Source organism: Pontibacter sp. YIM B11418, assembly GCF_059278805.1.
This window is the reverse complement of the sequence record NZ_JCAEMH010000002.1, coordinates 672,249-694,818: the sequence shown is the minus strand read 5'-3', so window position 1 is coordinate 694,818 and position 22,570 is coordinate 672,249. Positions and strand designations below refer to the sequence as shown.

The 22,570-nt window shown below is 45.1% G+C and carries 19 protein-coding genes; 11 read left to right on the top strand and 8 right to left on the bottom strand.

Annotated features, from left to right (window positions below; genetic code table 11):
- Positions 1-56: 56 nt before the first annotated feature.
- Positions 57-755, bottom strand: coding sequence for a protein-L-isoaspartate(D-aspartate) O-methyltransferase (locus AC4QZR_RS07470; RefSeq protein ID WP_494480333.1), 699 nt, complete (start codon positions 753-755; stop codon positions 57-59).
- A gap of 167 nt (positions 756-922) precedes the next feature.
- Here AC4QZR_RS07470 and AC4QZR_RS07465 point away from each other — a divergent pair, with 167 nt between their 5' ends.
- The 3 genes from AC4QZR_RS07465 to AC4QZR_RS07455 all read left to right on the top strand — a co-directional run bounded on the left by AC4QZR_RS07465 (position 923) and on the right by AC4QZR_RS07455 (position 3,602).
- Positions 923-2,128 carry a serine hydrolase domain-containing protein gene (locus AC4QZR_RS07465; protein ID WP_494480332.1) on the top strand — a complete coding sequence of 402 codons (1,206 nt, stop codon included), beginning with the start codon at positions 923-925 and terminating at the stop codon, positions 2,126-2,128.
- Between the two features lie 18 nt (positions 2,129-2,146).
- Positions 2,147-2,536 (top strand): DUF2255 family protein, encoded by a 390-nt coding sequence (locus AC4QZR_RS07460; protein ID WP_494480331.1) that lies wholly within the window; start codon positions 2,147-2,149, stop codon positions 2,534-2,536.
- Between the two features lie 529 nt (positions 2,537-3,065).
- Positions 3,066-3,602 carry a hypothetical protein gene (locus AC4QZR_RS07455; protein ID WP_494480330.1) on the top strand — a complete coding sequence of 179 codons (537 nt, stop codon included), beginning with the start codon at positions 3,066-3,068 and terminating at the stop codon, positions 3,600-3,602.
- A 103-nt stretch (positions 3,603-3,705) separates the two neighbouring features.
- Here the strand turns inward: AC4QZR_RS07455 and AC4QZR_RS07450 are convergent, their stop codons facing one another.
- Both AC4QZR_RS07450 and AC4QZR_RS07445 read right to left on the bottom strand, forming a co-directional pair.
- Positions 3,706-5,058, bottom strand: a complete 1,353-nt coding sequence (locus tag AC4QZR_RS07450; RefSeq protein ID WP_494480329.1) for a sensor histidine kinase — start codon at positions 5,056-5,058, stop codon at positions 3,706-3,708.
- The gene (locus tag AC4QZR_RS07445) at positions 5,048-6,406 is read right to left on the bottom strand and encodes a sigma-54-dependent transcriptional regulator (RefSeq protein WP_494480328.1); all 1,359 of its coding nucleotides are present in this window, start codon (positions 6,404-6,406) and stop codon (positions 5,048-5,050) included. Before AC4QZR_RS07445 ends, AC4QZR_RS07450 begins: the two co-directional genes overlap by 11 nt.
- A 289-nt stretch (positions 6,407-6,695) precedes the next feature.
- Here AC4QZR_RS07445 and AC4QZR_RS07440 point away from each other — a divergent pair, with 289 nt between their 5' ends.
- The 5 genes from AC4QZR_RS07440 to AC4QZR_RS07420 all read left to right on the top strand — a co-directional run bounded on the left by AC4QZR_RS07440 (position 6,696) and on the right by AC4QZR_RS07420 (position 14,054).
- Positions 6,696-9,116 (top strand): ABC transporter permease, encoded by a 2,421-nt coding sequence (locus tag AC4QZR_RS07440; RefSeq protein ID WP_494480327.1) that lies wholly within the window; start codon positions 6,696-6,698, stop codon positions 9,114-9,116.
- A 187-nt stretch (positions 9,117-9,303) separates the two neighbouring features.
- The gene (locus AC4QZR_RS07435; protein WP_494480326.1) at positions 9,304-10,557 is read left to right on the top strand and encodes an efflux RND transporter periplasmic adaptor subunit; all 1,254 of its coding nucleotides are present in this window, start codon (positions 9,304-9,306) and stop codon (positions 10,555-10,557) included.
- A gap of 130 nt (positions 10,558-10,687) precedes the next feature.
- Positions 10,688-11,407: an ABC transporter ATP-binding protein gene (locus AC4QZR_RS07430; RefSeq protein ID WP_494480325.1), complete on the top strand. Its 720-nt coding sequence runs from the start codon at positions 10,688-10,690 to the stop codon at positions 11,405-11,407.
- A gap of 474 nt (positions 11,408-11,881) precedes the next feature.
- Complete coding sequence (locus AC4QZR_RS07425) at positions 11,882-12,043, top strand: hypothetical protein (RefSeq protein WP_494480324.1); 162 nt, start codon at positions 11,882-11,884, stop codon at positions 12,041-12,043.
- A 166-nt stretch (positions 12,044-12,209) separates the two neighbouring features.
- Positions 12,210-14,054: a PLP-dependent aminotransferase family protein gene (locus tag AC4QZR_RS07420; protein ID WP_494480323.1), complete on the top strand. Its 1,845-nt coding sequence runs from the start codon at positions 12,210-12,212 to the stop codon at positions 14,052-14,054.
- Positions 14,055-14,358: 304 nt separating this feature from the next.
- Here the strand turns inward: AC4QZR_RS07420 and AC4QZR_RS07415 are convergent, their stop codons facing one another.
- The 4 genes from AC4QZR_RS07415 to AC4QZR_RS07400 form a co-directional block, all read right to left on the bottom strand.
- The gene (locus tag AC4QZR_RS07415) at positions 14,359-15,420 is read right to left on the bottom strand and encodes an LLM class flavin-dependent oxidoreductase (protein WP_494480322.1); all 1,062 of its coding nucleotides are present in this window, start codon (positions 15,418-15,420) and stop codon (positions 14,359-14,361) included.
- Positions 15,421-15,593: 173 nt separating this feature from the next.
- Positions 15,594-16,340: an NADPH-dependent F420 reductase gene (locus AC4QZR_RS07410; protein ID WP_494480321.1), complete on the bottom strand. Its 747-nt coding sequence runs from the start codon at positions 16,338-16,340 to the stop codon at positions 15,594-15,596.
- Between the two features lie 28 nt (positions 16,341-16,368).
- Entirely contained in the window at positions 16,369-17,205 is an 837-nt protein-coding gene (locus AC4QZR_RS07405) for an NADPH-dependent F420 reductase (protein ID WP_494480387.1), read from the bottom strand.
- The gene (locus AC4QZR_RS07400; protein ID WP_494480320.1) at positions 17,202-18,587 is read right to left on the bottom strand and encodes an NtaA/DmoA family FMN-dependent monooxygenase; all 1,386 of its coding nucleotides are present in this window, start codon (positions 18,585-18,587) and stop codon (positions 17,202-17,204) included. The genes AC4QZR_RS07405 and AC4QZR_RS07400 overlap by 4 nt, the downstream gene beginning before the upstream one ends.
- 219 nt (positions 18,588-18,806) lie before the next feature.
- Between AC4QZR_RS07400 and AC4QZR_RS07395 the strand changes: the two genes are divergently transcribed.
- The 3 genes from AC4QZR_RS07395 (at position 18,807) to AC4QZR_RS07385 (ending at position 21,445) form a co-directional block, all read left to right on the top strand.
- On the top strand, positions 18,807-19,157 hold the full coding sequence (locus AC4QZR_RS07395) for a winged helix-turn-helix transcriptional regulator (protein ID WP_494480319.1): 351 nt from the start codon (positions 18,807-18,809) through the stop codon (positions 19,155-19,157).
- A 525-nt stretch (positions 19,158-19,682) separates the two neighbouring features.
- Positions 19,683-20,180, top strand: coding sequence for a DinB family protein (locus tag AC4QZR_RS07390; protein WP_494480318.1), 498 nt, complete (start codon positions 19,683-19,685; stop codon positions 20,178-20,180).
- 1,097 nt (positions 20,181-21,277) lie between these two features.
- Positions 21,278-21,445: a hypothetical protein gene (locus tag AC4QZR_RS07385; RefSeq protein WP_494480317.1), complete on the top strand. Its 168-nt coding sequence runs from the start codon at positions 21,278-21,280 to the stop codon at positions 21,443-21,445.
- Positions 21,446-21,485: 40 nt separating this feature from the next.
- Here AC4QZR_RS07385 and AC4QZR_RS07380 read toward each other — a convergent pair whose 3' ends face one another.
- The gene (locus tag AC4QZR_RS07380; RefSeq protein WP_494480316.1) at positions 21,486-22,538 is read right to left on the bottom strand and encodes a c-type cytochrome; all 1,053 of its coding nucleotides are present in this window, start codon (positions 22,536-22,538) and stop codon (positions 21,486-21,488) included.
- Between the last annotated feature and the right edge of the window lie 32 nt (positions 22,539-22,570).

The window sequence follows — 22,570 nt, the reverse complement described above, 5'->3', positions numbered from 1 at the left end:
TTTAAGATTTGGCAGCTCCCAATGGGCGGGCCGTTTACTTTCCGGATAGGTATACGCTATCTCTGTTTTTCCCTGGTGAACGGCACAAACACCACGGGCATTAAGTTTCGGATGACGGCTTTGCCGCGTTTCTTTTGAATCAGTTTGAGTGTTTGGGTCATGTATACCGGCCCGACAGGGATCACCATACGGCCACCCTCCTTGAGCTGCTCAAACAGCGGAGGGGGGACAGACTCGGCGCCAGCCGTTACCACGATCGCATCGAAAGGTGCATGCTCCTTCCACCCCGCGTAGCCGTCGCCGATTTTTACTTCTACGTTTTCATAGCCCAGTTGCTTGAGTCGCGCTGCGGCCATTTTTCCATGTTCCGGAATGATCTCGATGGTGTATACCTGCTTCACGATCTCAGCTAGCACGGCAGCCTGGTAGCCCGATCCGGTCCCGATCTCCAGCACTTTCATACCGGGTGTGGGCTCAATCACCTGGGTCATGAAGGCCACTATGTAAGGCTGTGAGATGGTTTGCTTATGCCCAATAGGCAAAGCGCCGTCCGTGTAGGCTTCGGCTGCGATGGAGGGAGGGACAAAGAGATGCCGCTGGACGGAGCGCATAGCGTTTAATACTGCTTTGTCGCTAACGCCCCGTCGCTTGATCTGTTGCTCCACCATTTGTTCACGCTGCGCTTTGTAAGCGTCTTTCTGGGCTGGAGTTGTGGTCAGGAGCACTAATAGCAGTATGTAAAAGGGCACCGACATAGCCTTCTTAGTTTTAGCAACAGGTATAGTTATTTATACTTCTGCCTATAGATTATGTTATGGGGCTGCTGCCGGGTAAATACAAATTTCTTTAGGTGAGGGTGCTGGGAAAACCGATCTCTTCTTTTATATTTAAAGCTCATTTCCCTTGTTGGTATATTTCAGGTATGGCATTTAGTAACATTCAGTCGCTTTTAATCCGGGGCGCAGTGGCGTGCGCTTTGTTTCTGTCTTTCAGTGCTTGCTCTCAAAATGAAGAGCTTATCGTTGAGGAGGACTGTGAACTGCACGTAGAGGCGCCCGAAACCTTTACGCCTACAGTCGCCACCACACTTGGCAAGCAGGTAGATTCCCTTTTTACGCAGTTGCACAAAAGAAAGGGCTTCAACGGTACCGTTCTCGTGACCAAATATGACCAGATCATCTACCGCGGCGCTTTTGGCTATGCTGATTTCAAGACCAAGGACACGCTAAGTACCCAGACCGTATTTCAACTCGCCTCTGTTTCAAAACAATTCACGGCCGTAGCCATCATGATGCTGAAGGAGCGGGGCAAACTGAGCTACGACGACAGTCTGCAGCTATACATCCCCGACTTCCCTTACCGTGGCATTACCATCAGGCAACTGCTCACACACCGCTCCGGTCTGCCTAACTATACCTATTTTAGTGATGAATTATGGCCCGACCGCAAGGTGGATTTGAGCAATGACGATGTGCTGAGCATGATGGCTGTGCACAAACCCAAGATCTACTACCGGCCTGACCGCACCTTCAGTTACAGTAACACAGGGTACGCGCTGCTGGCCTCCGTCGTGGAGAAAGCCTCGGGGCAGCCTTTTGCTGAATTTATGCGCGAGCATATTTTCGAACCGCTCAAAATGAACAGCACCTATACCTTTAACCATGAACTGGTTGCCCAAACTGGTAAGGTGGCTTCTGGTCACATCGGCGGGCGGCGCAAACGTCAGCCCGACTACCAGGACACCGTGCTGGGCGATAAGGGCATGTACTCGACTGTAGAGGATCTGTATAAGTGGGACCAGGCACTCTATACTCAAAAGCTGGTGAAGCGCGAAACACTGGAGGAGGCCTTTTCACCAACTGGAAAGTTCAATAAGCGGGATGAATCCTATGGCTACGGCTGGCGGATCAAGCAGCTGGAAAGCGGCGACACGGTCGTGTACCACGGTGGTCTGTGGCATGGCTTCAACACCTACTTCCTGCGTAACCCCAACGACCACAGTTCCATCATTGTGCTCAGCAACCTGACCAACGGTAGCCTGAACTACATGAAAGACGTGCGAAACTTCATGTATCCGGCCCGCCCTAAAAACGAGAAAAGGCAAGGGCAGGTGGCAAGCGCCCGGTAGTTAGTATGTAAACCTCTAATGAAGCAAAAGCAATTTCCAACTGATTTTATCGATTATCTGGGCCTTTCTACCCTCGTAGGTATAAAGGGTGGGGTAACGCGCGAAACTTTTCTCAATATCTGGATGGTCGAAGTGGCGGGAAGAGTTTTCGCTCGTAGCTGGTCCAAGAGTAATAAAAGCTGGTTCTCAGCTTTCATAGAAGAGGGTGTGGGGCAGATCCAGTATGGCCAAAGCGTGCTGAACGTACGAGGAGAGCAGACGAAAGACACTGATCTGAACCTGCTAATCGACGATGCCTACAAAGCCAAGTATACCCAGGAGCATAACCTGCTTTATGTAGCCGGTATAACCCAGCCCGAATACCACCTCTATACGATGGAGTTTATTTTTGAGGATTTGTCAGCTTAGCTGGTTATCAGTAGGTTTACAAATTATGAGTCTAACTGCGCAGGCAGGTAGCAACAAAGACCATATCGTGTTTAGGAATTTAAAAAATCTCCATTTCTTTCCTGAACTGCTTGGGCGAAACCCCACTTTTCCTTTGAATTCAGTCACTTCTACCCCTTCTGTACCAGAAGGGGTGTTATAAATTAGGGGAAGCTCGGAAGTAGATGGTGTTGAACAGCTATTTAGGCTTCCAAAAGACCGCTCATCGAGGTTGACGGTGGAAAAATCGCCAGGACAATAGTGAAACAGTTAATTTTTCCGATCCGTCATGCGCTTCCAGCTATTTCCGAATGATGCGCTAAGTAACTGTAGTGACCACACTTCGTTAGAAATGTAGTGCTGCACTTTACTTTATTTGCTGATGAGAAGGAGGGAGGTTTTCAGTTACTTGTTCTGTCTGTCACTTCTGCTTTACATGGTACCTATATCTGAATGCGGTGCTCAAGTATTTTCAGGTGAAGTGTTTGCCGGCACAGCCTGGAGTTTACCGATGCACTTGAATATAAAGCAGCCCGGCGAAAACGACATTTCTTTTAAGGCCCGCTACCGTACAAAGCCATGGAAAGGTTCTCCATATTATGCATACCGGCTAGGTTTTCAACAATGGTCACTGGAGTTAATTCACCATAAACTATACCTTCAAAATCCTCCACCCGAAATAGAGCACTTCGAGGTTTCGCACGGGTATAACATGGCCATGGTAAGCAGAGACCTGCCATATAGGTATAACCCATCTCTTTTTAAGCTTGGCTTAGGTATAGTGGTGGGCCACCCGGAAGGGAACGTAAGAGGGAAGCCGATCACTCCGGTGAACAGCTTATTAGGGGGTGGTTATCATATTTCAGGTGTATGTTTTCAAGCCGCCGTTAGCCCTAAACTGAAAATTACGGAGCATTGGTTTATCCGGCCGGAAGCAAAACTAACAGCAGCCTGGGCGCAGTTCTCTTTATTGGGAGGAGGTTCTGCACAGGTACCGAATATTGCCTTTCATACCCTGGTGGGGTTAGTTTACCAAGGAGAGCTTTAATCTGCTCTTTATGTTGTTACAGATCAGCTCCAACTCGTTTAACCCCCACTGCGTGCCGTATACCTGGCTGCCCACTACTCCGGGAATGTCTTGAGAGCTAACCTTATCCAAAACGAAGTATAAATACGGTGCCTTCTCCTTCTTCAGACTGTACCTGAATGGTGCCGTTATGTAGCATGACGATCTGCTTGCACAAACTAAGGCCGATGCCGCTACCTTGTTTTCGGGTACTGAAGAAAGGAATGAAAATTTTCTCCTGAACTTCCTCTGACATGCCTTTTCCATTATCGGATACCCTTATCACAACCTTTCCATTCGAAGCCTTCAAAGCTGATAGAGTTATTACAGGATCCATACTGTCTTTCACGGCATCGATAGGGTTTACAACCAGATTTATCAGCGCCTGGTCCAGCAGGTTAGGATCTGCCAGAAGGGCTAAATCCTGATCTTTTAAATTGACTTCCAGGCTGATGTTTTTTTGAGCGAGCGTTGGTTGCATTAACCGGGAGAGGTTCGAAAACAGCTCCCGAATGTATACCTTATCTAAATTCAGCGTGGTTATCCTATTCAGGTTTCTGTACGTTTCAGCGAATCTCAGCAGGCCTTCACTTCTGCGTTTAATCGTACTTATACCTATTTCAAGGTCTTCCACGTCATTCTGGTTGATACCAGCGGCAATAGAGTGCTGCAACCTGTTTTTCAATGTATCAGCCAGTGAAGAAATTGGCGCCACTGAATTCATTATTTCATGCGTCATCACGTTTAGCAGCTTTTGCCACGCCTGTGATTCTGTCTCGTCCAGTGCTTCATTTATATTCTGAAAAGCGACCAATTTATACTCTATTCCATCATTCTGGAAGGTAGCAGCGGATATGAGTACTTTAATAGTTCTCTTATCTCGTTGAGTGGTATGGGCGGCGGCTATCTTCGTTTGTCCAGGTTGCAATTGCTGCACTTCCAGGTATAAGCCCAAATCCCTTTTTTCGAGCGCATGTACCGATTTCATGTGAGGCACGTGAAGCAGATTTTTAAGGGATTCGTTCATCAGCAAAATTTCACCACTACCAAGCGCATACGTCATAATGCCGGTATCTATTAGCTCGGTTATTTTCTGCAGGTTCTGATACTGCGTTTGTTTTTCAAGGCTGATGGTCTTGAAAGTAGAGTTAATCTCATTGAACCCATGCCTAAGTATTTTCAGATCTGAAGAGGCATGGTTCTCGTCGAAGAAAATAGAAAAATCGCGGTAATGGATGGATTGAATGAATTGCTGAAATTCTGCTTGTGCCCGTTTGTGAAACTGAATCAGTTCGTATACCTGGAAAATGATAACAGGAAGTGTAAATACAAGCGCCTCTGTCCATTGCTTTAGAAGCAATAAAGCCGGTAAACTCAGGCTAATCACTAATAGTGCTACCCGCAGGGAAAGCTTTGATTCGTAACTGTTAAAGCTCATACTTATTCAGTCGGCGATAGAGAGCGGTGCGCGTTATACCCAATTCTTTAGCGGCTTTCGTCATGTTGCCGCCATGCCGCTCCAACACGCGGTTGATCGTAGTTTTTTCCAGTTCTTCCAGGTTTGTTTCCGCTACAGTTTCTTCCATAAGAGGGGCTGTCTCGATTGGTGAGAAAAGAATGTCTTCTGCAGATAACAATGCGCTGTCTGCCATAATCACGGCCCGTTCAATAGCATACTGAAGTTCCCGTACGTTGCCCGGGTAATGGTAACGCAGCAGCTTTTCCTGTGCTGGTTTAGACAGTTCAAGCGTTGGTTTCATATATTTTGTGGCATACACTTTCATAAAGTGCTTTGCCAGCAGAATAATGTCGTTTCCTCGCTGGCGGAGCGGCGGAATAGTTATCTCCACAGTGTTGATCCGATAGATAAGATCTTTTCGGAAATGTACGTTATTCGCCAGATCTGCCAGTGACATATTGGTTGCGCAAAGCAGGCGTACGTCTATGTCGATCGGCTCATTAGTACCCACCCGAATCACCTGCCTGTTCTGCAACACACTGAGCAGTTTAGACTGTTGGTGCAGGGATATATTGCCTATTTCATCCAGAAAGATTGTTCCACCTTTTGCAGTTTCGAACCTGCCGGGCCGATCTTCTTTGGCATCTGTAAAAGCGCCTTTTTTATGCCCGAACAATTCCGATTCAAATAGTGATTCTGTCAGCGCGCCTACATCCACTTTCACAAAGGGCTTATCGGCACGTAGCGAATGTTGATGAATAGCTTTGGCTACCAGTTCCTTGCCAGTGCCGTTCTCGCCTAGCATCAAAATGTTGGCATCTGTTGGGGCTATTTTTCTGATCTTAAAAAAAATCGCCTGCATTACTTCGGATTCGCCCAGTAAATCAAAGGCAGGTATAGTAGAAGAGCGCTCAAGACCGGATGTTTTAGTACCGTTGGCTTTAGCGGAAATGGCAGCCTGGATGGTACCGATCAGTTTTTCGTTGAGCCAAGGTTTCACTACAAAGTCAAAGGCGCCTTCCTTCAGAGAGCGTATAGCCAGGTCGATGTCGCCATAAGCGGTTATCATAATAACGGCTGTGTCAGGTTTCAGCTCTTTTATCTTCCTTAGCCAGAATAAACCCTCGTTGCCAGTGTTAATGGAACTGACGAAGTTCATGTCCAGCAGGATAAGATCGAACGCTTTTTCTTTTAAGATGGAAGGAATATGCTCCGGGTTTTTTTCGGTGACAATTTCCTGTACCTGCGGCCTTAGCAACAGCCGGACAGCTGTCAGTACATCAGTGTCGTCATCAACCACCAGAATAGAAGCCCTCTTTAATTGCATACGCGAAAGTGTTTGGCAATGGAAAAGTATATAAAAACGGAATAAACTACAATTATGCCATTAATATAATACGCTGATTTAGAGAGAGTATAACCATATAACTACTTCCGACATGTACGTTTTCGCACACTGATCGCACGGTTCTGCACACTGAAGTCTTATAATTATGAGTAATACGTTGATAATGAGGTATATGTGGTTTTGGCATTTGTTCTGATAATGAGAGTTTGCCTTAAACCAGCGCTATCAAAACCATAAATGAACTTCAGAACTATTAAGCCATCAACGTATGTTTAGAAATTATTTCAAAACCGCTTACAGAAACCTGTTTCGCCACAAGGGCTTTACCATTATTAACATTGCCGGATTGGCTTTAGGTTTAACTGCTTGTTTGCTGATCGGCTTGTTTGTACACGATGAACTGCAATACGATAAATTTCTTCCGGAAGGGGATCAGGTATACCGTGTGTACAATGATATCTCAGCCCAGGAAGCAGGTTCTGTTTTGGCGGTTGTTCCACCCATGTTCGGAACCACTTTAGAGGAAAGCATACCGGAAGTAGAGAAAGTTGTACGCATCCTGATGCTGCAGTTTGATGCAAACAACCTGGTAGAAGTGGGGGAGAAGAGTATTTATGAAAAAGGACGCTTCTTTACTGATACTGAATTCTTCGACATATTTCAGCTTCCCTTCAAGTATGGTTCTCCCGAAAAAGCCCTGGAAGATCCCTCCTCCATCGTTATTTCTGATGCTTTTTCCGAGCGGTTGTTCGGAGACATAAACCCTGTCGGTAAGGAAGTGTCCATAGACAAAGAGCCCTTTATAGTAAGGGGCGTTTTTAGTACCACGGAAAGATTCCACTTACCTGTCAACTTTGTGCTTCCGATGGCAGCAGCGGAGCTACCCACCGAGCGAATGAAATCCTGGGGATGGCAGCAGTTTTATACCTATGTAAAGTTGAAAAAGGGAGCTGACCCACAGTTGGCGCAATCAAAATTCAGAGGTATAGTAGCAAAGCAAATTGATGAGGATACGAATCAGCCATTTAAATACCTGCCGTTCCTACAGCCCCTGAACGAAGTATACCTGTATTCTGCAGGTTTTAAGTTTGACCAATCGATTAAGGGTAATATTACATATGTGAAGGCACTCAGTGTTATAGCCATCTTTATCTTACTCATTGCCTGTTTTAATTTTGTGAACCTGGCAACGGCCAAGTCTTTGCAGCGCGCCAAAGAAGTGGGCGTACGAAAAGCCATAGGTGCCAGCCGAGGCCAGTTAATGTTACAGTTCCTTAGCGAAACCGTGTTGCTGACACTCATCAGTGTCATTTTTTCTGCTGCACTCACTTCCTTGCTTCTGCCTTCTCTAAATGCCTTCACAGGTAAGGAAATGGACTTCAACGTATTCACGAACCCATCCCTGCTCTTACTGTTGATTGGCCTGACACTGGTGGTTGGTATTCTGGCTGGGCTTTATCCGGCAATGGTTTTATCCGGTTTTCAGCCTGTAAAAGTTCTGAAAAGCGCCGTTGTGGTTGACAGTACTGTAGGTAGAATCCAGTGGTTGCGTCACGGGTTGATTGTGGTACAGTTTGCCTTGTCTATTTTCCTGATCATTAGTGCCAGTGTCGTTTACAAGCAGGTAGGATACCTGCACAACAAAGACCTTGGCTTTAACAGGGAGCAGATCATGTTTTTCCAGATGAGAGGAGATAATCTGTTCACCAACCATGAAACGTTTAAAAGCGAGTTACTGAAAGGGGCAGGTATAAAGGACGTTTCGATGGGCTATGGTTTCCCGGGTGATGCAACGGCAGGTGATGGCGTCATCGTGCCTCGAAACGGAGAGCAGGTCCGACACGCTACGACGCTGTTGATGGTCGATTTCAACTATATAAACACACTGGATATAAAACTGGTAGCCGGCCGGCCTTTCTCAAAGGACTTTAAAACAGATGCTGATCAGGCTTTTATGATAAACGAAACGGCCGTAAGAGAACTAGGCTTCGAAACGCCGGAAAAAGCTTTGGGGCAAACATTGATGTGGCCAACTTGGGATAATCAAGATTCCTTAAGGGAAGGAAAAGTGATCGGTGTTGTAAAAGACTTCCATTTTAAGAGTTTGTATGATAAAGTAGATCCAACGGTACTGCAAATATACCCTGGAGCTTATGTGAAAGTGGCCGTAAAAATGGATACTGAAAATATAGGCGGTTCTATAGAGCATGTCCAAAGTGTCTGGGACAAATTCTCGCCTGACTACCCTATGGAGTATATTTTTATGGATGACAACTTCGAAAAAATGTATAAAGCAGAAGATAAGCTGAAATCACTGCTGACCATTTTTACAGCCATCGCCATTTTCGTCGCCTGCCTGGGTCTGTTTGGTTTGGCTGCCTATGCTGCAGAGCGTCGAAAGAAAGAAATAGGCATCCGTAAGGTGCTTGGTGCCGAGACGTCAACCATCGTTGTTTTGCTATCCAAAGATTTTCTGAAGCTGGTAGTTGTGGCCGCTCTCATTGCTTTTCCGATTGCCTGGTATGCGATGCAGAATTGGCTACAGGATTTTGCCTACCGCATTGATGTACCTGTCTGGATATTCCTGGTAGCCGGAATCGTAGCAGCCTTCCTGGCATTTGTGACCATCAGTATGCAGGCTATCAAAGCGGCAACTTCTGACCCGGTAAAGAACTTGAGGGTAGATTAGGTATAGGCTAACCTTCTGTATTGATTTTAGAGTTGTACGGTAGTAGACACTCTACTGTACGGTAACGCACACTATACACACCAGTGTTTACTATTATTGTGAACAATCAATTGATAATAAGCTACTTATTTGTTGTGGCATATTAATTGGCAGAGCAGAACCAACACGATTAACCAAGCCGTTTACCATGGACCGCGTTTTAGAGAAAAAGAAATTCACCCCAAAAAAAATTGCTTTAATAGCTGGTGCTTCGCTTGTGTTGATAACTGTGCTTTACAACCTGCTTTTCGCAGATCATACCTCAAAATTAAATGTAGATACCAGCCGTGTTACCATTGGAACGGCACAAAGTGGGTTGTTTCAGGATTTCATAGCCATTGACGGAACAGTAGAGCCACTCAAGTCTTTTTTCCTTGACATAACAGAAGGCGGCCGCGTGGAGAAGATTTATACAGATGACGGTCGCATGGTAGAGAAAGGTGATACTATCCTAAAACTTTCCAATACTACCCTGCAGATAGATTTTATGACGCGTGAAACACAGCTCTACGACCTGATGAACGAGCGCCAGAATTCTGAAATCTCTATGAAGCAGGACCTGATTCGAAAGCAGAATGAATTAGCTGAGATTGAATACAACTTAGCCCTGGCGAAAAGAACTTATAACAGAAATAAGCTCCTGATTGCTGAGAAAGTAATATCGCAGGAAGAGTATGAAGCATCTAAAGACCTGTATGAGTACCAGAGCAAGCGACGCGCGCTGGCAGACCGCTCCGTGAAACAGGACACTCAACTGATGAAAGAGCGCCTACGCCAGCTGGATGAGTCCATCAGGAGAATGACGGCAAACATTAACATGGCCAGAGGTACCCTTAATAATCTATATGTGATTGCACCTATTGCCGGTCAGCTTTCCACCTTAACAGCAGAAGTAGGGGAGTCCAAATCGCCGGGAGAGAACATAGGCCAGATAGATGACCTGAATGGGTATAAAGTGAATGCCAACGTCGATCAGCATTACATATCACGCATTTTCCCTGGCCTCACAGGCACCTTTGATTTAAATGGTACATCACATCAGGTAAAAGTGGCGAAGCTGTTTCCTGAAGTGCAGAACAATACTTTCAGAGTGGATATGGAATTTCTGAATGGTGCCCCTCAAGGTATACGCCGTGGACAGACATTACAGCTAAAACTTAACCTAAACGATGGAGCCAAGGCAGTCTTAATACCGCGCGGGGGGTTCTATCAAAGCACGGGCGGTAATTGGATATTTGTGATAGATGATTCTGGAGATTTCGCTGTGAAGCGGCCTATCAAGCTCGGACGACAGAACCCGCAGTACTATGAAGTAATAGATGGCCTGCAACCTGGCGAAAAAGTGGTGCTGTCCTCCTATGAAAGTTACGGCAACATCGACAGGCTTGAATTGATTAAATAGAAATGGGATGAAACATGAAATTAGTCATGGTAGAGGTTTGAAGACCAATTCAAACCTTCAGGACTTTTACTTATGTATTCAGCGCGAAATAAGACTAAGAAAATAATTAAACATTTAATAACCCACCAACATGATCAACAAAGAACTAATCATTGAGACCGAGAACATTCAGAAGAAGTATGTAACGGATACTGTGGAGACTACTGCCCTTGCTGGTGTTAATTTACGGATTGCAAAAGGGGAGTTCGTTGCTATTATGGGACCATCGGGCTGTGGCAAATCCACCTTGTTGAACATACTGGGTCTATTGGATAACCCCACATCCGGCAGTTTACTGTTCTCAGGTCAGGAGATCGCCCAAGCAAGTGAGCGCCAAAGAGCTAAAATCAGAAAACAGCACCTGGGCTTCGTTTTCCAAAGCTTTAACCTGATTGACGAGCTGACTGTGGAAGAAAATATTGGCCTACCTTTGGTATACCTGGGGGGCTCCAAATCTGAAACAGAGCGACGTGTAACAGAAGCCATGGAACGCATGGGTATAGCGCACCGCCGCTCACACTTCCCCCAACAGTTATCCGGTGGTCAACAGCAACGGGTAGCTATTGCACGCGCCACGGTGTCCAATCCGAGTCTTATACTTGCCGATGAACCAACAGGTAATCTGGATTCGGTGCATGGCCGTGAAGTAATGGCGCTGCTTTCCGAATTAAATGAACAAGGTACAACCGTTGTGATGGTGACACACTCGCCTTCCGATGCAGAATATGCGCACCGCATAATTAATCTGTTTGATGGCCAGGTTGTAACTGAGAACCTGAACGTAAGAAAGCATGCGACAGAGCAACTTTAAGCAATTAGTATAAAGTGTTGAATACTCATACCTTTCATCCTGCCTCCCGAATCTTATTACCCTGTTCGTGCAATACAATTGTTATTTATATTTTCTGAATTAAGCTAGAAAGCTACTTGCTCAACTTCCGGCGTAACATGTAACATAGCAAAGTACATGTTGCCATCAATTTAATTGGTTTAGCACTGGCATAGTGTCCTGTATGTGGGCCCCATCAGCATTTATATGATTGCATCAGGTATAAGAAACCTGGTGACAACTGATATTTTTCAGTTATTAGTGGTTGTCTTTCTGCTGAGTCAGCTTTTTTGCTTTTCGGTTTGCGCTCTGGAGAAGATCACAAAATGCGGAGTGGCACTGCTAAGGTATAATTCAGAAAATAATTTAAATTCGTTTAAGCGTATACAAAAGAATAAAACAGGAATTAAGACTCAGCAGGGTTAAAAATTAGATACTGTAAAATAAAATTGGCTTATGAGTACCAGAGCAAAAGACCAACAGAAAAAGCAGCGCCAGAAAGAATTCCTGGAGAGGAAAAAACATCAGGAGTCTCTTAAAGTCGCGGCAAAAAAGGCTAAACGCGATGCCTCTAAACATGATGATAAAATTGATCAACTACCCTCAACCGAAGACTAAACTTGTCCCTTCCTTTTGAGAGATCTTGCGAATACTCCCTATTATGTTGAGAGCGCCTGAATAAATAGTTTGTTGGCTTAGTAACCTATTCGCCATATTAAAACTAGGCAGGAAGTTATATTTTCTTCTACTTTGTATATTATAAGCTTATCTCAAGAGGAAAATTATGGAAGGAAATAAAGTGCTTAATTATATACAAGATGTCATAGGAAACAGGCCAGCTGACTGGTTGAAGTTAACGACCCATCGCCTGGATATTTATAATGAACAATTAGCCAAAACCCAATTCTTAGAGCAGTTTGAAAGCTTATTTAAAGACGGTAATTCTGATACATCAGCACTCACCGCATTGCCCACAGCTTTCGATTACATTCGGTTAGGCCATCCACTATCTTCGGTACTGGAATGGACTATTGCTAAGCTGAACAATTTAAAGCCAGAAAATGTAATCAGTTTTTCATCGAAGACGGCTCCAATCTTGGCTGTTCTGAGAAAAAACCTGCTGGATCATAAGCACACCCAAATCGTTTATACCGGTGAGTTACCTGACGCTTTCGATGCTGAAGTGCTAAAGCATGTTTACGGGTATAAATTTGACGTAACGCATGTTGAGAAAGTAGAAGAGGTCTCTGAATTTAACGGCAGTACTATTTTCGTTTCACAAGAAGATGAAATTGGTAACGTTGATCGCAACCCGAATATTGACTTTTTTATTCAGGTTCATTCTCGATTTGGGAGTATCTTATTGGTAAATGGTGAACAAAACGGGCGCTATATCTCCGAGATTCAGCATGTGCGAAGAAGAGAGACCATTGCCATGACCCCGGCCGATTGTCTTTCTGCCTTGCAGCAGCTGGTAGGAAAACCATCTTCCGAGTATGAACAGCGTGACGTCGAGATCAACAAAGCGCGTGTCTTAGCGTCAATTAGAAAGATCACCGGAACCAAATCAAAGGCGTTGGTTGCTTCATCCGGGCTGTCTATGCAGTATGCGATCATGATGGGGCTGGTGCACGAGGCCCTGGAAAATCATAAAGGGAAGGCTATCAAATTTATTGTTCCTCCCAATTGCTATGGTGGAACGAACGACCAAGCCAGACGGGTAGCTGCTTGTCTGGATAATGTCGATATAGTGGACTTACTGGTTGATGGTGAGCATGATATGGTTCAAAGTATCGATACTGTGCTTGATAAAATTGCCAGCCAGGATGCTGTCCCTTACATCATCGCTGAAATTCCAACAAACCCCAGGGTCGAAGTTCCTGATCTTGCTAAATTAAGAGATGTTTTAAGTAAGAAGCGTAAAACCGTAGCCGGTGAAGTTGCTATTGATCCGGTTTTTATCTTAGATCAGACTTTTTGCCCGAATGTACAGTTTGCGAGTGAAGACGGAATACTCTCAACAATCAGGACCATTTCCTATGCTAGCGGATCGAAATTTCCGAGTGGCGGAAAAGTTACAGCCGGCTACTGTGTAGCAAACACAAAGGCAGATGCTTTGATGGAAAAAATAGAACAGCACTTAATCCTTTGCGACAACGAGGCGACAGATCTTCAGATGGAGATACTGGCAGAGCAACTGCCTTCCATGAATCAACGGATAGCTGATGCTTATAAGAACACACGAGCGTATGTAAATTTTATCAAAGAGGTTTTACCAGCGGCGAAAATCAATTTTGTTTCAGATGAGCTGGCTAAAGAAGGATTTACGCCATCCGTATTTTCACTGGATCTTCCTACAGAAGGGGAGACGGATGAAGAAAGGGAATCTTACAAAAGAGCGTTAAATTTAAAATTGATCAATTTAATGATCGAAAAGATTCCTCATCAAAGTAAATACTGTGTGAGTTATGGGCAGTTGAAAGGATGTTACTGGACGATACCCGCCACATCCACGCAGGGAACGACGAAAGAAGACGACAAAGATTATATTGCCCGTGTCTCACTATCTCCTGATTTGGATCTTGAACTGCATAAAAAAGTCTTTCTAGATTTTGTTGAGCAAATTTAAGCGCTGGTATTCAGGTCGTGTAGATCAGGAAAGTATACGCTGGTGCTCAGCAGATAGAAAAGGAGGGAAGCAGATTAAGAGTAACCTATGGACTATAAAAAAGCCGGTTCAGGTATACCTGAACCGGCTTTTTTATAGTCCATAGGATTGAATTATCGAACATTATCAACAACAATCTTACCCCCTTAAGTGATTTTCTGGGGGTATAATAGGAGCAGAGGTAATTGTTTTGATTAAAGCTTTAACTCAGTAATACAACAGCCCATTCTTTTCTAAAAGGTTAATAGATAATGTTTTCCGCTTCTTACCCGTGGTCGTTTAGCTCCGTCATAATTTCTGCAAAGAGTCTGGTAGATTTCAGGCGGTCATTTATATCGTACATGGTGGATACAGTTATCAATTCATCCACTCCTGTATCTTCCAGAAATTCCTGAATTTGCGTTTTTACTGTTTGCTTGCTACCTACAAAAGAATATCTGAGCATTTGCTGTAATGTTGGATGTTGCAATACTCCTTTCAACTCTTCAGTCATTTCAGTTGGTGGCTGTAATGGGTCACGGGATCCAGTTAACACCCCCACAAACATTCGAATCAGTGACGTGAATAGCTTTTCGGCTTCTTCATCGGTATCAGCAACCAGAACATTCACTCCGGCGATGGTATAGGGTTTTTCTAAAAACTCGGAAGGCTTAAACTCCTGTTCATAGATTCGCAGGGCGTTGTGTAAATGTGTGGATGCAAAATGACTGGCGAAAGCGTAAGGCAATCCCTTTTCAGCTGCTATATGTGAACTATCGGTAGTCGAGCCCAATACATACAGAGGAACAGATGTACCTTCGGCAATGGGAGCCCTTACTTTGGCAGTTTTATTTTCTATGGAAAAATACTGCTGGATCTTTTCTATTTCCCGGGGAAAGGAATGAGCAGCTTCCATAAAATCTGACCGGATAGCACGAGCAGTTGCCTGGTCGGTGCCAGGCGCCCTTCCGAGACCTAAATCAATGCGGCCAGGGTATAAATGCGCCAAGGTGCCAAACTGTTCGGCTACAATTAAAGGCGAATGATTGGGAAGCATCACACCGCCTGAACCTACCCGGATGGTGGTTGTGTTTTCAGCCACGTAACCCATGAGCAGTGATGTGGCGCTACTACCAATATTATCAGAATTATGATGTTCGGCAAACCAAATGCGCTTATAGTGATGCGCTTCCGCTTCTTTAGCCAATGCCAAGGAATTATGCAGGGTTTGCTGTATGGTCTCCCCCTGCGAAACAATGGCAAGTTCTAAAATGGAATAGGCTATTTCTTTATGATCCATCGTATTCAATGCTATCTTAGTTCTTATTACTTCTTCTTTACCGGGCATAGCTATTTACTAACCAGCTAGTTGATTAATTATGTCTACTCTTGGGGCTTTTCTCGTGGCCTCCAGGTTCAGTAGGAGTTCGGTATGCTTACTGAAATAGCTATTATCAGCACTTGAGATCAACACAAAGAAGCTGATAGTAGCTCTTCAGACTTAAACAAAAACAAATATAGCTACTGCAGGTTTCCAGCGGCAACCGAACGATTGATAGCAACCATATCTTCGTGAGAAGGAAACGTCGTTAGACTCTGAAATTTCTGCATTACAGCATCCCTGGCTGCAGGACCTTTCCCTTTTTCGGCTGCAGCAAGTGCTTGTTTTAGTTCTGCTGCATTTAGTTCAGTACAATAAGCAGGAGTTCCCGGTTCTTGTCTCCAGGATTCGGCTAAACTGCCTGCATCCACGGTATCAAAACCCAGCGCGTCAACCAACTGAGCGGCTACTTTTTTATGTGCCTCGTTATCGCCAGCGACCGATATAGCTATTCTACCTTCTTCGCCGGTTGCTTTGCCTTTGTGCTTCAGAGTGTACTCCAAAATATTATTGAACACTTTGATAACAGGTTTTCCTAGGATTTCAGAAATGTACTCACTTTCTGTCTTACCTTCTAAGCCAGCAAGCTCACCATCCCGAAATGGATAATAATTACTGGTGTCCATGATAATGACTTCCTGGGGTACGTCCTGAAGTAAATTCTTTGGCAGGTCTTTATAAGCCTTGAAAGGAATGGAGAAAATAATGACTTCTACGTCTTTCACCACCTCTTCGATGGTAGCAGGCTCTGCACCTAAACTAGTAGCAATTTCTTTAAGTATGGCCATATCCCTCGTGTTGGTAACTTTTACCTGATGCCCTGCAGCAGAGAGTTTACTGGCTATCGTACTTCCGATGGCACCTGTTCCGATTATTCCTATTTTCATATCGTATCTCTTTTAAACTGTTTCCTTATTAACTTAACGTATTATGCTTTCTTGGAGGCATGTTGTTGATCTCCCTAACAATGTCTACTGCATGATCTACGAATCCTTCCGGGTAATCTCCTGACAAAATGATTTTAAAGTAGTCTTCGCCAATGTCCTGCATTTTGCTAAATAACAAGTCTTGCTTTTCTCGTAGTGTTTCTCTCTCGGCTGCTGCCCGGGCCTTAATTAGCTCAGGTAGAGTGAGGTCGGTGCAATAGGCAGGGGAGCACGCCTGTTGACGCCAAGAATCTTCTAATAGTCCGGCATCTAAGGCGTCGAAACCGGCATCATCCACCAGGCCCATCACCACTTCTTTTGCTCTTTGCTCGTCACCCGACACGGCCAGCGCAATCCTGTCTTTACTTCCTTTGGGTCTTCCTTCTACCGCCAGGCTGTAAGCGCCAATATTACTGAATGCTTTTACAACCGGTCTACCGAACTGCTGCTGCACCCATACACTGTTCACCATGCCATTTTCCACGGCCTCGACTGTAGCATCCCGATTGGGCCAGAAGTTGGTCGTCTCCACGATCACGACATGATCGGCTATTTTGCATTCCAGTGTTTTTACCAGGTCAGGGATATTGCCAAACGGAATGGATACGACCAGTACATCCACATCCGTTGCAACATCTTCTACCTCTATAGCTCTTACGTTTGCCCAGTCAGCAATGGCCTGAATGCTTGCCACACCTCTGGCATCTGCTAGTGTCACGTTGTGTCCAGCTGTGCTAAACTTTCTTGCCAGGGTCTTGCCGATCACGCCGGCTCCAATTACTCCTATGTTCATGTTGGTTATTTTTAATGATGAATTATAGCTTATTTCTCGATGCTGTCTTTGCCCCGTTTCAAAACACGAGGGTCAACACCATACTGATCCGGAGCACCAAGATGCTCGCGTAAGGTCTTGCCTTCATAATCTTGATGGAAGAGCCCACGTTCCTGTAGAATAGGAACCACTTCATCCACAAAGGCATCAATGCCATCTTCGTTAATGTCGGGAGAAATCCAGAATCCATCGGCGGCACCTGCTTCAAACCACGCTTGCATATGATCGGCGGCCTCAATACCCGGTCCTACAATCACGGGATGATAATCAATCACCCCATGGGCGATTATATCACGCAGGCTCCACCCTTCTTTTGCGATCTTCAGGGCATGGCGGGAACGAGGGTCATAAGGCGATGGGCGCGCTGCGTCCAGTTGCTCTTTTGAGAGCGGTTCGTCAAGGCGGATAAGGTCAAGGCGTATGCCAAGCATTTGCTGAAGATACGCTACCCGTTGAGGGATGAGGCTTCCTGTGAGTTTGATTCTGCGATCTAGTGCCGTGCGTCTGTCCTTGGCAATGGTGGTCATAAGGCCGGGAATATACTTGATCTCGTCAGGGTTACGACCGTAACGCTTTGCCGCTTCCCGGAAAGCATTACGTTGAGCGCGTGCATCTTCCATGGTAAACGCCGCTCCAATGACTGCATTGGCGAAGCGACCCGCCAACTCATGCGCATTGGGGCTGCCTCCTGCGTGAAAGATTATGGGTTGGCCTTGTTCCGATGGGGGAATGTAGAGCGGCCCGCGTGAGCCTACAAACTTGCCTTTAAAATTGATGGGAACGATCTGCTCTTTATTTGCAAACTGTCCGCTTTCCTGGTCATGTACCCATGCATCTTTTCCCCAACTGCCCCAAAGTGCTTGGATGAGCTGGATGACCTCACGCGCCCGCCCGTAGCGTTCCTCACTGGACGGAATGCTTTTTCCGTAGTTTGCTGCGACAGCATCACCGCTTGATGTAACTGCGTTCCATCCCGCACGACCATGGCTCATCACATCGAGGGCCTTGAACTGCCTGGCAAGGTTGAAAGGCTCGTTAAATGTGGTAGAACCCGTCGCGACTAACCCAATACGCCTGGTTTCGCGTGCGACAGCTGCAAGGGTGAGCATCACATCAAGATTAAAACTAGGCGACTCGGTTTCCAGATCAGATAGGATAGCACCAGGGCCATCCGGCAAAAATATAAACTGAAACTTACCACGCTCCGCTGCTTGAGCCTGTTTAACACGCGCATCGAAACTTGTATAACTTTTGGGGTCAACTCCCGGCATACGCCAGGCTCCCGGCTGAGAGCCGTATCCATTTCCAAGGTGTAAACCGATGAGCATCTGTTTACCTGCCTTAGCGTTGTTATTTATTGATTCATTATAAGCCATGATCCTATTTTTTTAATTCCATGTATAACACCCGACCACAGCGAGCATCTGTATCCGTATTCATTATAGCAACTGCCAATCGTTCTTGAGGACCTGCAACTACAATCTCCTGCCTTGTAAATTTTAATCTTTGTCAGGTGTTGCAAAATTACAACTAATCACTTTCCTTTGTATAGTGCTTTCCCAAAGGAAAGTGAAATAATTTAAAATGGAAGAGTTATGGCTAATAAAATGGGATACCTGTCCTGCCTGGATACAGTAAAGCCGGTGCGGGATGCAATTGAGGTGATAAATGGCAAATGGAAGCTGCCCATCATCATTTCGGTGATGACGGGCAATGAGCGGTTCACCGATATACAGGAGAGTATTCCGGGGATCACTCCGAAGGTGCTGGCTAAAGAATTAAAGGACCTTGAACAGCATCAGCTGATCAAGCGGGTGGTGATAGACGATTACCCTGTGAAGATCCTGTATAAACCGGAACCCTACGCAGATACTTTAACGCCAATCATTGAGGCTCTGAAAGGGTGGGGACTCAACCACCGGAAGAAGATTTTCGAAAAGGAGTAATCTTGAGGTAAGTGTTTTGAAGAAGGCAAAAGTCAGTATTCTATAAATGATTCGCTGAAAATCAAATAAGCTGATGTGGTGATGTGATTGAAGAAGTGCGATACTAAGCGGCACAATAGGGAAAATCAACTCAAAGGTAAAATTATCGAACCAAGAGGGTCGCTCCATTTAATGTGGAGCGGCTTTTTTATGTTGAAGAAGTCCGTAGGTTGGAATTATCGAACTTTATTCTCAAGATTTAGTGTCAGTGAGTAAGTACCTGAAGGTGGTGGAGGAGCGGTAGATCCAACCTGTCTTGGCCTAATTTATTTTATGCTATCTCAGAATTCCCCCGAATTTGGAGATGAAAAGAGGCCTCTGCCAGGTGGCAATGCAAAAGTTGCCATGATGATGCCAAGGGTAGCAGATGCAGCACTCCTTTTACTTAATGACACAGCTTACTAAATAAACAATATAAGCTAAATGCATTGGCATTCGCTAATTCATTTAGTAATATTACTCTGTCTAAACCAATATAATGAACCTATGAAACTCATCGAAAAGCTTCTGAAGGAAATCGAGGAAGAAGGGCAGAAAACCCGCAAAATGCTGGTTATCGTACCAGACGACAAATACGATTGGCGGCCTCATCCCAAAAGCATGCCTGTAAAGGACCTTGCACTGCACATTGCCGATTTGCCCACATGGGTAACCTTAGCTGTTACAACCGATGAGCTCGACTTTGCTGCCAGCCCTTACAATCCTGGGAATGTAAATAACACAGAAGGGCTCTTAACGCTGTTCAAGAAAAATCTGGCAAAGGCCAAAGCAGATTTGGAGCAGGCGACAGAAGAGCAACTGGAAGAGCCCTGGACCTTGCGTAACAGTACGGTTGTGTACATGACCCTATCGAAGTATGAAACCATCCGCCATGCGCTGGCGCAAACAATTCATCACAGGGCGCAACTTGGCTTGTACCTGCGGTTACTGAACATTCCTATCCCGGGTAGCTACGGACCAAGTGCCGACGAGCAAGGCCTGTAGACAACAGCACATGAACTGTCTTGAAACTGGCAGCTCATGTGCTACCTTCAGCTTTCTCCTGTGGTATTGTAGCCCATTGGTTAAAAGCTTACCGTAATCTCGAAAGATATTACTTCTAATTGAGTATTTCCTTTATAACACTGATACGCTACATTTTTCCAGCCAGTATTTTTTAGCCGGAATGTACGGAAGGTCCTGGGCGTTGCGCTAAGTGAATTTCGCCTCCGGATAGCGGATTTACGAATTTGACTCGCCTGGAAATAAGTTGACTAAACGTCCCAAATAACAACCAATACTAAGGTTCAGGCTGACTTCTGTGTAAATGGTGCGCCTGTGGACTCACTTTGCTGTCTCATTAATAAAAACATTTTATCTGTTTTATGAGATGCGTAAGTGAAACATATAACTGAGGGTATGTCATCGTATGTCGCCAAAGATTCTCAGTAGAGACCAGGTTTTCTTCAATAAGCAAAGGACAGCTGGAGGGGCGATGCACTTACCGTAGCCTGTTCCCACATGCTCCCTAACAGCTTAGAATTCTAGTGACTCTGTAGTAGTGAGGAGTCTGCTTTGGCGTCCGAATAATGCCCGAAGTGAAATAAAAAAAGCCGCTTCAGTTTTATCCGAAGCGGCTTTCAAGTAGTCCGTAGGGGAATCAAAGGTTGGGTGTAATATGTTGTTTTCCAGTATTTTGTAGGTGAAGTTGCAGAAGTGGGTAACAACAGGGAAACAAATCTAACATTGAGCAACCGTGTTGAAGGTATTGTACTTTACCATCTGCTTAGGTTGTAAAATTATTTATCCACAATCACAATTTTTTTTGCAGTTGATACTCTCGATCACTCAATACCTTCTGCTTTATTTACTCAGGCTAAACATAACACTTAACGTTATCATTATAGAGAGCATACTTAGTTAAGTCGAGTTCATGCTATGAATTTTTATCCAAATTATGTAAAATCATCTCCTGAGCAGTAATTTTATTACGATTTCCTGGCATTCTCATCGAGAGTACAGCTAATGCCTCCTGCCTCCCTAACCATTCCCGGTTCATGGCTGCCGAGTAAAAGCTAGACCACATGAAGTAGCAAGCCATAATGGGCAACTGCCTTTTCACCGAACGTGCACCACTACGAGATGAGGTGCTGGACATGCTGCCCGCTAAACCGAAACTACTGGATCGTAAGCCAATTGCTGAGCGCTTTACGGCAAAGGTAGTTAGGTTTGTAGAGACGTTTATCAGTGGTATGAAACTTAGACGTTAGTTTCTGTTTGCTGTCTTAATTTTTAGCTTTTTGCCCTGCTTTACTTTCCTTGTGATGTAATATTTGGCTGAAAGGGGCCATATTTATGCTGTTCTTCACTAAAGCTGTCTGTATAAGGACCAAAGGGATGATCAAAAGGTTTTTTTGAAATATCAGGCCAGTCTTTGCTGATGTCTTTCTTTGGTCGGGGCAGCGAATTTACAAAAGCAGCCACGTCCCAAGCTTCCTCATCGGTTAGTTGGGGGTTGTCATACGTTGCTCCTAATGGCATGTTAGCCTTTACATACTTGGCAAAATTGGAGATACGGTATAAGCCGGCTCCATCGTTGTAACTGTTTTGTCCCCAAAGCGGAGGATACGTATAAACAGCACTTCCTTCTGGCTTCATACCCTCGCCTTCCACGCCGTGGCATACCTGACACTTCTGTATGTATATTGCCTTGCCCAATTCCGGGCTGGCCGGGCGATCCAGCATCTCTATCTCTATCAAGCCAGATCCCTTTACTTTTTCTCCCTTCCTTACATCCTTTCCAACCCATTGGATGTAAGCAACCATGGCCTTCATTTCTCTAGAGTCTTGAGCAGGTGCAGTTCCGTTCAGACTCCGCTCAAAGCAGTCAGCTACACGCTTCGTCACATCCTCTTCCACCCCGGACCGGGCCCGAACCTTCGGATAGGTGGAGGCAACTAATGAATAATTATTCCCAAAGGGTTTTGTTCCTGCATCCAAGTGGCAATTTTGGCAATTTAGTCCGTTGGATATGTGTAGCACACTGCCATCCGGGCCAAGGTACTGAGCGGTGTTCTTTACCAGTTCATTCCCGTAGCGTATTAGATCTCCCTCAGGGGTAGCAGGCAATGTCGCCAGGTCAGGGGCCCTCCACATTTCTTCTTCAGCTTCAGGAACAGCAGGAGCATCTGTTGTACTATCCGAGAAAACCTGTGTCAGGTCTGGTAGTAAAGTATGAACGGTGGTAGCACGTAAAGCTACTACTATAACTACCAGCAAAATTGTTGCTATGGTGCTTAACCCTATCAAACCGGTAAACCTTACCAATAGGCTTCCAAAGTCTTGCTCCTGATCTTTTTCCATGATGAATTAAATAAGGTGAATATCAGTACAAG